12 protein-coding genes are annotated in these 12,521 nt (G+C 51.6%); 11 read left to right on the forward strand and 1 reads right to left on the reverse strand.

The features are described 5' to 3' along the window. The first annotated feature begins 114 nt into the window (after window positions 1–114). The 4 genes from EV681_RS12590 to EV681_RS12610 all read left to right on the forward strand — a co-directional run bounded on the left by EV681_RS12590 (window position 115) and on the right by EV681_RS12610 (window position 5,684). Window positions 115–1,332, forward strand: coding sequence for an MFS transporter (locus EV681_RS12590; protein ID WP_130304179.1), 1,218 nt, complete (start codon window positions 115–117; stop codon window positions 1,330–1,332). Window positions 1,333–1,423: 91 nt separating this feature from the next. Beyond that, window positions 1,424–1,933, forward strand: coding sequence for a single-stranded DNA-binding protein (ssb, locus tag EV681_RS12595; protein ID WP_128393150.1), 510 nt, complete (start codon window positions 1,424–1,426; stop codon window positions 1,931–1,933). Window positions 1,934–3,000: 1,067 nt separating this feature from the next. Then, on the forward strand, window positions 3,001–5,124 hold the full coding sequence (locus EV681_RS12605; RefSeq protein WP_128393149.1) for a PQQ-dependent dehydrogenase, methanol/ethanol family: 2,124 nt from the start codon (window positions 3,001–3,003) through the stop codon (window positions 5,122–5,124). Between the two features lie 71 nt (window positions 5,125–5,195). Next, window positions 5,196–5,684 (forward strand): ecotin family protein, encoded by a 489-nt coding sequence (locus EV681_RS12610; RefSeq protein WP_165393043.1) that lies wholly within the window; start codon window positions 5,196–5,198, stop codon window positions 5,682–5,684. A 105-nt stretch (window positions 5,685–5,789) separates the two neighbouring features. Here the strand turns inward: EV681_RS12610 and EV681_RS12615 are convergent, their stop codons facing one another. Beyond that, window positions 5,790–6,056, reverse strand: a complete 267-nt coding sequence (locus EV681_RS12615; RefSeq protein WP_130304180.1) for a hypothetical protein — start codon at window positions 6,054–6,056, stop codon at window positions 5,790–5,792. A 1,122-nt stretch (window positions 6,057–7,178) separates the two neighbouring features. Here EV681_RS12615 and EV681_RS12620 point away from each other — a divergent pair. The 7 genes from EV681_RS12620 to EV681_RS12650 all read left to right on the forward strand — a co-directional run bounded on the left by EV681_RS12620 (window position 7,179) and on the right by EV681_RS12650 (window position 12,517). Next, window positions 7,179–8,060, forward strand: a complete 882-nt coding sequence (locus tag EV681_RS12620; RefSeq protein ID WP_130304181.1) for an RNA polymerase sigma-70 factor — start codon at window positions 7,179–7,181, stop codon at window positions 8,058–8,060. Between the two features lie 182 nt (window positions 8,061–8,242). Further along, window positions 8,243–8,722: a carboxymuconolactone decarboxylase family protein gene (locus EV681_RS12625; protein WP_130304182.1), complete on the forward strand. Its 480-nt coding sequence runs from the start codon at window positions 8,243–8,245 to the stop codon at window positions 8,720–8,722. Between the two features lie 69 nt (window positions 8,723–8,791). Further along, the gene (locus tag EV681_RS12630; RefSeq protein ID WP_130304183.1) at window positions 8,792–9,199 is read left to right on the forward strand and encodes a cupin domain-containing protein; all 408 of its coding nucleotides are present in this window, start codon (window positions 8,792–8,794) and stop codon (window positions 9,197–9,199) included. Between the two features lie 84 nt (window positions 9,200–9,283). Continuing rightward, window positions 9,284–10,339 (forward strand): LysR family transcriptional regulator, encoded by a 1,056-nt coding sequence (locus tag EV681_RS12635; RefSeq protein ID WP_130304184.1) that lies wholly within the window; start codon window positions 9,284–9,286, stop codon window positions 10,337–10,339. A 75-nt stretch (window positions 10,340–10,414) separates the two neighbouring features. Further along, the gene (locus tag EV681_RS12640) at window positions 10,415–11,173 is read left to right on the forward strand and encodes an SDR family oxidoreductase (RefSeq protein ID WP_130304185.1); all 759 of its coding nucleotides are present in this window, start codon (window positions 10,415–10,417) and stop codon (window positions 11,171–11,173) included. Window positions 11,174–11,190: 17 nt separating this feature from the next. After that, on the forward strand, window positions 11,191–11,706 hold the full coding sequence (locus EV681_RS12645) for an Ohr family peroxiredoxin (protein ID WP_130304186.1): 516 nt from the start codon (window positions 11,191–11,193) through the stop codon (window positions 11,704–11,706). 58 nt (window positions 11,707–11,764) lie between these two features. Then, window positions 11,765–12,517 (forward strand): SDR family NAD(P)-dependent oxidoreductase, encoded by a 753-nt coding sequence (locus EV681_RS12650; protein WP_130304187.1) that lies wholly within the window; start codon window positions 11,765–11,767, stop codon window positions 12,515–12,517. Window positions 12,518–12,521 lie beyond the last annotated feature (4 nt).

Genomic DNA, 12,521 nt, shown 5'->3' on the forward strand with positions numbered 1-12,521 from the left:
GAAATTATCTTTTCCTGTTGAACGAACTGGGTTTTTCTCGGACTAATCCATTACTATAACGCAGGTGTCAATCCCAGTTATACCTTCCTCCCACTTTGTCTTTTTATTTGCTGAATGAATTCCGCTGCGCCAAGTCAACCCGCTCAAGCAGATGCTGCCAAACCGGCTAAACTCAAACTTACGCCCACTGAACGCCGTGCCAGCACGACGCTGGCGTTGCTTTTTGCAGTTCGCATGCTGGGCCTGTTTCTGCTGACACCGGTTTTCGCCGATGCTGCCAAAAGCCTGAGCGGTGGCAGCAATGCAGTCCTCGTGGGGGCAGCCATTGGTGCGTATGGCCTGACTCAGGCCATTTTGCAGATTCCGCTGGGCATGGCTTCGGACCGGTTCGGACGCCGCCCCGTGATTATTGCCGGTATGGTGCTGTTCATTATCGGCGGTATCGTCTGCGCGGTTAGTGATTCGGTGACCGGCGTTGTGATAGGCCGTTCCATCCAGGGGCTGGGCGCGATTTCCGCGGCCATTACCGCCTGGGTTGCAGACGCGACGCGCCCGGAAGTGCGCACCCGTGCCATGGCCATGGTGGGCGGCTCCATTGGCATTTCGTTTGCCCTGGCGCTGGTGCTCGCGCCCCTGCTGGTCGAATATAGCGGCCTGTCGGGCTTGTTCTGGGTTATTTCCCTGCTGGGCTTTGTCAGCCTGCTGCTGGCCACTTTTATTGTACCGGTCGTCCCCTTGCAGACGCCCGCCATCCAGTCACGTGCGCAAGATGTCCTGAAAAATGGCGATCTCTTGCGACTGAATTTTGGCGTGTTCTGCCTGCACTGCATCCTGATGTCCATTTTCGTGGTGGCGCCGCCACTGCTGATCGGGTTAGGTGGGTTGACTACCGGTACGCTCTGGAAAGTCTACCTGCCCGTGATTCTGGCCTCATTTGTGGCCATGGTGCCGGTCGTTTTCTACACGGAAACGCGGCACGTGCACAAGCAGAGCCTGGAGTGGAGCGTAGCCGGCCTGGCAATCGTCATGGCCATCATGGCTTTTGCGACCCATTCGTTTGCCGCCATTGTGGTGCTCTTCGTGGGTTATTTCGTGGCATTCAATATTCTGGAAGCGTTGCAGCCGTCTCTGGTATCGCGCGTAGCCCCGGCAGAGCACAAGGGGCTGGCCCTTGGGTTCTATAATATGTCTCAGGCGTTGGGTGTTGCCGCCGGGGGCGCGGTAGGCGGCCTGCTGGCCCGCTACACGGGCGTACCGGCGGTTTTTCTCATGGGCGCGGCACTGGCTGCCGTCTGGTTCTTTACCGCCAGAAGCTTCAAATCTCCTACGTAAAGCCCGCGGTGGCTATAATGACCCAATTGTGCAAGCCGGTAAGGGCAGTTAATATACTGTCCTGATTACCATCTACAGTCAGGATTTAACCATGGCATCAGTCAATAAAGTCATACTCGTCGGCAATCTGGGACGCGACCCGGAAATTCGCTATTCACCAGATGGCGCGGCCATCTGCAACGTCTCCATTGCCACTACCTCAAACTGGAAAGACAAGAGTTCGGGCGAGCGCCGTGAGGAAACCGAATGGCATCGCGTGGTGTTTTATAACCGCCTGGCGGAAATCGCCGGTGAATACCTCAAGAAAGGCCGCCCGGTTTATGTCGAAGGCCGTCTGAAAACCCGCAAGTGGCAGGACAAGGACACGGGCGCAGACCGTTTCTCAACTGAAATCGTGGCAGACCAGATGCAAATGCTGGGTGGTCGCGAAAGTACAGGTACTGGCGGCATGGACGATGGCGGTTTTGGTGGCGATGAGTCTTATTCCGCTCCGCAACAACGCCAGGCACCCCAGCAGCGCAGCCAGGCACCGCAACAGCAGCGCCCCGCGCAAAAGCCTGCAGCCAATATCATGGATATGGACGACGATATTCCGTTCTGAATGACATAAAGTAATTAGTGTTAAATTATTCTGGATATATCTTATAGTAATTCCTTGAATTAAATAAGAAAATTAAAATTTAAAGCCTTCGAATTGTGTAAACAACTCGAAGGCTTTTCTCTTTGCATAAGATTTGTACTTTTCATAAATCGTATATTGAGTGTATTTGTCAATTTAAAAAATTTTGGCTATTCTAATTTCGTAAACCTTTTGGTGGTGTTATGAGAATAGTGATAATTACACACAAATCAGCTGAACAAATACCAATAATTCTAGATTAAGGAGGCTGCGCCTAGCGTAGATGGATTCCTTGACAAGTCTACTAATTCACGTGTTTAATCTAAACGATCTAAACAACACGATGGAAAGGAGTGTGTATGCGCGCTCGTATAGCTTGTGTATGCCACCCTCCATAGCGTGTTGCACCATGAATAAAGGGACGACTATAAGGTGCCTTGAGGCGATCTTGTGTGTAATTAGTTTTTGCTTCTTGTCAATTCAATTGATTTTAAAACTTATAGTGTTGTGGATTTAATTGTTATCTAGCCTAGATTGCCATGGATGAGTGAAAGTTGAGGAAATGACAAGTAAATTGAAGCTGAAAGTTAACGGCAGCACGCAGGATGTCAACGTTGAGGCGAACACCATGCTGCTCTACGTCCTGCGCGATGCGATGGAACTGCACCGCCCCAAGTTTGGCTGCAGCCTTGTCATCAGCCCCGACGGCCTGCACAACCAGATAGAGGGCAACATCATCCAGTCGCTCAGCTGCACGAGGAAGTCACCTTCGACCACAGCCGCGTCACCAGCCTGGAGTGGACCGCCTACCCCATCCTGCACTTCTCCGAGATCCCCGACGACATAGAGATGGTGCTCGTCAACAACGACCCCGAACACAAGTCTACTGGTGGTGGCGAGCCCTCCACCAACCCCACCGGCCGCTGTCATCAGCAACGCCGTCTTTGACGCACACCGGTGTGCGCCTGCGCCAGATCCCATTCACGCCCGAGCGCGTCAAGGCTAAATTAGAAGATTTAATAAATGGTATTTATAACTGAGGAGATAAAATGAATTCGCGAACAGCTGTAGTTATTATGTCGTCTATGGTGTTCGGTATGGCAATTACCGGCGCTCATGCGGAAAATAGCGGACCTAAATATAAGCCAGTCACAGAGGATAGAATAATAGAAAATTCAACAAAAGGTGCGGAATGGCTAACAACTGGAATGGACTATTATGAGACGCATTATAGTCCATTGAATAAGATAAATAAATCTAACATTAAAGATTTGGGTCTAGCTTGGTCTTATGATTTAAAAAGTAGCCGAGGAATAGAATCAACCCCAGTAGTCGCGAATGGCATAATGTATGTAACCTCTAACTGGGGGGTCGTTCATGCCATTGATGCTAAATCTGGAGAAAGCATATGGAAGTATGATCCAGAGGTGGATAAGGGGAAATGGGGCGTCAAAGCATGCTGTGATGCGGTAAATAGAGGCGTTGCCTTATCTGGAGATAAGGTTTATGTAGCTGCATTTGATGGGAGGCTGATCGCTCTGAATGCATCTACCGGGAAGCTCGTTTGGGAGAAAGATACATTCGATGGAGAAGAGGGGTACTATACGATAACTGGTGCGCCAAGAATAGCGGGAAGTCATGTAGTTATAGGTAACGGAGGAGCGGATTATTCTGGACGTGGGTATATTACATCTTACAATGTAGATACTGGAGAAAAGGAATGGAGATGGTACACCGTTCCTGGAAACCCAAAAGAGCCCTTTGAGAATGAAGCGATGAAGAAGGCGGCTGAGACTTGGGACCCAGCTGGGGAGTGGTGGAAGAACGGTGGCGGTGGAACTGTCTGGGATTCTATGGTATATGACCCAGAGCTTGATACGTTATATATTGGCACAGGCAATGGAAGTCCATGGGCGGCAGCAGTTCGGAGCCCAGCGGGCGGAGACAATCTATATCTAGGGTCTATCGTTGCTATAGACCCTAACAGCGGGGAATATAAGTGGCATTATCAAGAGACGCCAGGCGATAATTGGGACTATACATCGGTACAGCCAATAATTATGGCTGATATAAAAATAGATGGAAAATTAAGAAAAGTATTATTGCATGCTCCGAAGAATGGATTCTTCTATGTGATCGATAGAGAGACAGGGGAGTTTATATCCGCTAAAAATTATATGGACGTCACTTGGGCGAAAGGCTATGGTCAGGATGGAAGGCCAATAGAATTTGCGGCAGCAAGAGACACAAAAAATGAATATTTGCAGATACCTGGACCGTTGGGCGCACATAATTGGCAGCCTATGTCATATAGCAAAGATACGGGGCTTGTTTATATACCGGCTCAGCAAATACCAGTAACATATAAGGATCAAATGGATTGGCGCTTCAAAGATCCGAAACCCGGGGTGAGAGGCTCGTTTATTGGTAGGGACGAAGCAAAAACAATGGGGAGTAGCGACGCTGTTAGCGAGTTTGGTGAGCTAGTGGCATGGGATCCAGTATCAAAAAAATCGCGTTGGAGGGTTAGATATGATGCCCCTTGGAATGGAGGTGTGTTGTCTACCGGTGGGGATTTGGTATTCCAAGGAACGTCTGATGGGAAATTTATAGCGTATGCTGCAGAGACCGGCGATAAATTATGGCAGTTTGATTTGAATGGTGGGGCAGGAGCTGGAGCAGCAACATATGAAATTGATGGAGAGCAATATATTTCAATACCAGTAGGCTGGGGTGGTGCATATGGATTGCCGAGAAGGGTGGCTGAACAGCATGGATCCGGCACTGTATATACGTTTAAGCTGGGCGGTGATGCCGTTTCTCCGGGAAGTTTGCAGGAAGGAACAGGAAAATTAGTTGAAGGCGTTGATTATGACCCGTCGAAAATAGAACTTGGAGAGAAGCTCTATACGAGTTCCTGTGCAACTTGTCATGGAGCCCCAGGGGCTACAAAAGGCGGAGCGTTGCCAAATCTGGCGTACGTGGATAAAAATATATTGGAGAATCTGGGAATTTTTGTATTCAAAGGACCATTCTATAGCTTAGGGATGCCGGATTTTACTGACAAGCTGTCGCAAGATGATGTTAGCGCCATAAAAGCATATATACAGGGGACTGCGGATGCTATAAGGGAAAGTGGCGGTAAAGAAGTCAAGGATGAAACAGTGCATTGATGTTTCAGGGGAAATAGTGCGCCCAGCCATTATTGTGGCTCGGGTGCATTTTATTTATGAAGAGGAATAAAATGATTAGGGTTGCTTGTGCACTGTCGCTGATAGCAATGGTATTGTTGTTACCTGCCGAGGCGGCTTATGCCGATGAGGCAAAAGAGGGGAATGACATATTAAGGCAATACCCAGATGCCAAAGAAGGGTATATTAGATACATAATAAATAGTCAAAAAATAATAGAAAAAGATGTGCAAAAGATCGAGGTGTGGGCGTTCAAAAATATTGAGGTAAATTGCCGAAAAAATAAAATAGGTGGAGAATTCAATCCTAAGCTAGTACCGGGTAGGGGGCTGATGTATTGGGAGTTGGACACTAATAATATATTATATGGAGAACAGGGTAAGTGCGGCGATGATTGGAAAAGAAGAGTGGATGTGAGGGCAAAAAAAGACGTCATTCATTTAAATAGAACTGTTCCTGTAGTAGTAATGGTGCCCGAAGGGTGGGGTGTAAAATATAGAGTGTTGCGCGAAGAGAAAGAAGAGCAAGCATCAGAAGGTTGATTACTCATGCCTGTGTTGCCAGAGTAGACGGAGGTCTAACAGTTCATTCAAGTCGAAGGCGCTTCGCGGCAAAGCCGATCCTGCTCAATGCCTAGATGAGACAATTTATTTTTCTAAATTAGGCAGATTAGCTATTCTCTCAAGATGCGTAACTGCTGCGGCAACGGCTATTAAGATTGCTGGCTGAAAGGCGGCTGAGGCGATCCCACCGAAGAGGCCGAGCCAAAGCATGACTCCAGATCCTGGCCCAGAGTTCAGCATTTCAATAATTCCCATGACCACGCCCAGGGCCTGAATGATAAATATCACTATAGCGACAATGCAAAGTAGTCGAGGTGCTATTCGAATTAGTTGGATGTCAATTTGGGCCATACTCCACTCCTTAACTGATCTTTGAGAAAATATATTTAAGTAATCATCGAACAAATCAGAATGTGTGCCTGTTCTGGTTAAAAACAGGTCTGCTGATATGGACCACTTGCTTAAATACTACAAATAAGCAGCTGCCGCCGATAGTGTAGTTTATCAATGGTTTGACAGTAACGCTCTCCTTCCATTTATAGTACGGTTTTAAATCAGCAGCAACCATAGGATTGGAAACTCCGGTTTGCAAAGTCTCGTCGTCAAATTTAAGCATAATATTAAAATTTAAATAGTAACTATTACGTCAAGCCCTATCATTGTCGTATCTACAGTCCAAGAAGCAGTCGATGATCGACAGGCTTTCATTCCTCATGACCAGTTCAGGGCTAAGATGTCCAACGTTTGAGTTCGTCTTCCATGATCCTATTCATCTGTGATTTTCTCCTATGATCACATGAGCTGTTTTTCTCTTAGCCATTACATAGAAGACATGGATATGAATGGTGCCCCACCTGCGGCCGGGTCCGTGTGCCCAGTTCTGATAGGTAGGTTTGCTAAGCCGCTGCGACCGTCTCACATCATCATTCATCAGCGAGTAGCCGCTAGGCGCAAGCGATTCCGGGGATTTGTGATGAGAGTAAATTTTTGCAGCTCAGTTACGGACACGATATATATTTTAGACAAACGGAGTTTCGGCAAATCGTTTGTTAGACGGTAATGCGCGGTCACTATGGGCAAATGTAAACAAATAACCCAAATTCAATATAGATATTGACAAATAGAAATCGAAAAATTAGCTATTTTTTTGAAATTACTGCATATCAGATGATATTTACATTTTTTTGTACACATAATCATTTTGATCGCGCAAGTGCGCGGTTGATTTAATATCAGCTTGATCCCGAAAAGCCTTCAATGACGGTCAGTTGTTGAAGGCTTTTTGCTGTCTACTCCAAAGCCCTGGGTGCTCTCTTGATGCACTGGTTGCCATTGAGCGCCGATGACGTCGGAAGCGCTAGCGGATATTGGTGCAGCCCCCAACGCAAGCACATTCATGGACAAAATCACCTTGCACGGATATTATTGAGACCCGTTCACCCCAGAAGCGGCCACCACCACGGTTAATGATCCATGGACGATATTGCGCGCACTTTCAATGAGCTACGCCCACGATTGCAGAAAATCGCCTATCGCATGCTGGGATCGGTAGCCGAAGCAGAAGATGTCGTGCAGGATGCCTGGCTGCGCTGGCATGGCGCCGTGCAGGATCACATCGAAAATGTCGAAGCCTGGCTCGTGGCGGTGACGACACGGTTGTCGATCGATCGGCTGCGCGCAGCCAAGTCGCAGCGCGAGCATTACGCAGGCATTTGGCTGCCCGAGCCATTCATGATGGAATCGCCGCCCACACCTGAACAGATCAGCGAACGCGCGGACGACGTGTCCATGGCTTATCTGATGCTGCTCGAACGCCTGACACCTGAAGCGCGTGCGGCCTTTCTTTTGCATGAGGTTTTTGACGCGGACTATGACCAGATCGCGGAAATTCTTGGAAAAACACAGGCAGCCTGTCGACAGCTGGTGAGCAGGGCGCGTACGCAGTTACGCAATGAGCAGCCGCGGTTTACCGTGCCGCCTGAAACGCATCATCGCCTGCTGCAAACCTTCGCACAGGTGCTCGAGCGTGGCGATTTTGCCGGAATCAACGCACTGCTGGCCGAAGATGCCGTGCTGATGGGCGACGGTGGCGGCAAAGTGACCAGTTTTCCCAAACCCATGGTTGGCGGACGGCGTATTGCACAGCTATTCATGGCCGCATCGCTACGTTACAAAACCGGGCTTCATATTCAGATGGTTGTGCTCAATGAGCAATGGGCCTTGTTGCGTTACATCCAGGGTCAGCTTGAATCGGCGTTAATGTTTGAAGTGGATGGTGAGCACATCAACCGCATTTATGTTCAGCGCAATCCTGACAAGCTCGTTCGCATTGCTACAGCAGTGACGCAACGCTGATTCGCGCCTGCGGTCCCAGCGCAGCCATCACCCTGGGTGTTTGGTGCCTGCCGGACAACACGGTGATCCCTTCTGCCTACCTACCGCCTCGCCCGCTTGTTGCCTACGATGATGGAATGCGGCCTCCTGCCGTATTCAGCGCCCGATTATCCGCGGCGCTGCCTTCATCCTTTGGAGCAATCATGACACAGCGCATCAACTATATTCAGCAATCGCCTGAACTGTTCAAGACATTCATGGCATTTAGCACCGCCTTGGCAAGCAGTGCCATAGAAACCTCGATTCGCGACCTTGTTTCGATTCGTGCTTCCCAGCTCAATGGTTGCGGATTTTGCCTTGATATGCATGTCAAAGAGGCGCGCATCCATGGTGAACGGGAACTGCGTATTTATCACTTGGCAACGTGGCGCGAGTCAACGCTTTTTGCGCCGCGCGAGCGGGCAGCGCTCGCCTGGACCGAAGTGCTGACCAGGTTGCCCGAGCATGGCGTCGCGGACGATATATACGAGCGGGTGCGGGAACACCTGAGTGAAAAAGAACTGTCTGACCTGACTTTCGATGTGATGGCCATCAATGCATGGAATCGCGCCAATGTCGCGTTCAAGACGGTCCCCGGCTCTGCCGACAAGGCGTTTGGCCTGGACAAGGCCAATCTCTCCTGAGCCGGCCCCTTTTCATTCACCCGATCGGCATTAGGGTTGTATGCCCGGGCCGTTTTTTGGAACGCTTATATGCTTAATCTGAAACATGTCGCACTTACTCTGGTCATGATCCCGCTGACCTATACGGGCAGTGCCCAGGCAGCGCCACCCGCAGCGGTGGTCAACAAGGTCATGACCCAACCTCTGGCCGATTATCCCGGCAAGGAAATGCTGATGATTACGGTTGACTACCCGCCGGGCGCGGTAGATCCGGTGCATCGGCATAACGCTCACAGCTTTGTCTATGTGCAAGAGGGCACTATTGTCATGCAGATCAAGGGAGGCAAGGCAGTGACGCTGGGTCCGGGCCAAAGCTTTTATGAAGGACCAAACGACATCCATACCGTCGGGCGCAATGCGAGCCAGACCGAGCCGGCAAAATTCGTCGTGCTGTTATTGAAGGACCAGAACGTTCCATTCTTTATCCCGGCGCATTAGCCAGTCTGTTGCAAGCAATTGTAATAATGGAGCAAAGGTGGCAATTGCTGTCACAAACCATGGTGCTCATACGTCTGGTTCAGTATGGATACTACGACTTTTCCTTCAGTGCAGATCGAACAAGCACGCCAGATCGGCCCGGGCGCGGACGCGCTTGCGAGCAGCTTTGTCACCAGTTACGCTGGGGTAGTGGCTTTTCTGGCTGTTGCCAACGAAGGCAGTTTTTCCCGAGCGGCAGACCGGCTGGGCATCGGTCGCTCGGCTGTCAGCCGCAGTGTACAAAAGCTGGAAGCACAGCTCGATACACGCCTGTTTCAACGCACGACACGCAGCACATCGCTGACCCGCGAAGGCGAATTGTTTTATGAGAACTGCCAGCCTGGCGTGGAGCGGATCGTTCATGCGCTGCAAGAGATGCGCGAATTGCGCAATGGGCCGGCACAAGGCCATCTGCGCATCCATGCGAGTCCCGGGTTCGGACGCAAGGTAATCGCGCCACTGCTACAAAGTTTTCATGCGCAATATCCTGCTATCACACTTGAATTACTGCTCGATGTTCGCCCTGCTGACTTCACGGCCGATCGCATAGACGTTTCATTTCGCGATGGTCGGATGCAGGACAGCGACATCGTTGCACGACAACTTGTCCCGATGCAAATGTTCGTTTGCGCTTCGCCCGCCTATGCTCAGGCTTACGGTCTGCCGCGCCATGTTGACGAGCTGGCCAGTCATCGCTGCATCAATTTTCGTAACGCGCTGGGCCGCATCAGGGAATGGGAATTCAAGATAGATGGCCTGGCTCACCGGTGTATGCTGCCAGGCCAGCATACATTCAATGATCTTGATCTGATGCTGCAGGCAGTGCTGCAAGGGCAGGGTATCGCCCAGCTTCCCGGGTATCTGGTGTGCGATTTGTTCAGGCGGCACCAACTGCTGAACTGTCTGGCCCAGCATGCACCCGATGACGGCGGTCACTATGTCTGTTATTTAAGCCGCAAGCAACTGCCGGCCAGAATTCGCGTATTTGTCGACCATATTGCCGAGCACACGCGTGCACTTGACCTCAATTGCATGGATGCGTTGCCAATCCCGAGCTCGTCGCGGTCCATTGTCATTGATGCGCCTGGTGCAACACCGTGAGGCCCTTTGCGGCGCTACCGCGATATTGCACTTCACCCTAGAATTTGCTGTATACATCAACGCCAGGAGCATTCCATGAAAATCGTCGTCGTCGGCGGCACCGGCCTTATCGGTAGCAAAGTAGTAAATACGCTGCAAGCACAAGGACATCAGGTCATTGCGGCAGCACCTTCAACAGGAATCAATACCATCACGGGTGAAGGCCTGGCGCAAGCCATGCAAGATACCAATATCGTTATCGACCTTGCCAATTCCCCATCGTTTGCTGATCAGGATGTGCTCGCGTTCTTTGAAACGTCCGGACGTAATCTGCTTGCTGCCGAGCGCGCCGCAGGCGTACAGCACCACGTGGCATTATCTGTTGTGGGCACCGAGAACTTGACACAAAGCGGCTATTTTCGCGGCAAGCTGGTGCAGGAAAAACTGATACGCGAATCAGGTATCCCTTATACCATTGTGCAGTCAACACAATTTTTTGAATTCCTGCGCAGTATTGCGCAAGCTGGTGGCGAGGGCCAGACCGTGCGTATTTCCCCCGCGCTGTTCCAGCCTATCGCTTCGGATGACGTGGCTGCGGCAGTGGTGGATTATGCGCTGGGCGCGCCATGCAATGGGAGCGTGGAAATTGCCGGTCCGGAATGCATGAAATTTTCGGACATGGTGCAACGCTACCTGCAGGCAAGCGCCGATTCGCGCACGGTGGTGGAAGATGTGCAGGCCCTGTATTTCGGCGCCCGGCTCAGCGAAAATTCGCTTATTCCAGGCACGGCCAATCCGCGCCTTGGCGTGGTAAATTTTGATACCTGGTTCGCTCAATCACAGTTGTCGACATAAGAAGAGCACCACATCGCATGGCTGATCTGCAACCGCCGTCTTTGTCGTGGCTTGACGCCTATTATGGGCGCGAAGCCAGGACGCTGTATTCCACCTGCGTGACCGTAACGGGTGGTGATGCCGGGCACGGGCGCGCCTCGGGCATTGCCCGTTCTGATGACGGCTATCTGGACCTGGATTTACGCCTGCCTGTCGCGCTTGGTGGGCCGGGCGGGGGAACCAATCCGGAGCAGTTATTCGCGGCTGGCTATGCCGCCTGTTTTCATGGTGCGCTGAGCCTGCTGGCCGCGCGCGCGGGCATTCCTATTGCCGGCAGTTCTGTGCAGGTCACGGTCGACTTCTGTCGCGATCCAGTCGATGGTCTGTTTATGCTGATTGCGTGCACCCATATTCGCCTGCCGGGTGTGGAGCGTACCCTTGCGCAGGAACTGGTGCGCAATACAGAACGCTTCTGCCCCTATACAAAAATGGCGCGGCAAGGCATCACCAATACTGTCGCGCTGGCTTGCCTGGACGAGACAGACAAGCGCTAGTGCCGGAGTTCGCCTGCCCGACCAGTCCATTCACCTCTTTTTTATTTTGAGTAAAACGATGAATCTATTCGAAAACAAGGTTGTACTGATCACCGGCGGCGGCGCTGGCATCGGTCTTGCAGCCGCCGCAAAGTTTGTCGCTGGCGGTGCCCAGGTAATTATTACCGGACGCAGGCAAGCTGCCCTGGCGCAGTCTGCACAGACCGTCCCGGGCATCGATCATCTGGTGGCAGATGCCGGCAAGCCCGGCGATGCCGTGCGAACCATCGATGAGGTCATACGTCGCCATGGGCGTCTGGATGTGCTGGTCAACAATGCAGGCGCAGGCGCCATTCTGCCGCTAGCAGAAGCCGGAGCTGAGCAGATTAACGACATCTTTTCTGTCAACGTTATCGGTCCGTCTTTGCTGGTGACTGCCGCATTGCCGTACCTGAAACAGTCGGCGGGCAATATCATCAATGTGTCGAGTACCTTTGGCCACAAGGCCGCCGCGGCGTTGTCGCACTACGCCGCCAGCAAGGCAGCGCTTGAACATTTGACCCGCTGCTGGGCGCTTGAGCTGGCGCCTGATGGTATACGCGTGAACGCCGTCGCCGCAGGGCCGACGGAAACGGATTTTCTGTCCGAAAGAATGCAGCTGTCGGCCGAGCAGATAGAGAGCGTCAAAGCGGATGAGCGTGCCCGCATTCCGTTGGGCAGGCGCGGGCTACCCACAGATGTGGCCGGCTGGATTGTTGCGCTTGCTTCTGCCGAGTCCGGCTGGGTCACCGGGCAGGTGCTGGCGGTCGATGGCGGCCTGAGCGTGGCGTAACGCG

Source organism: Advenella incenata (assembly GCF_004217095.1).
GTDB lineage: Bacteria > Pseudomonadota > Gammaproteobacteria > Burkholderiales > Burkholderiaceae_B > Advenella > Advenella incenata.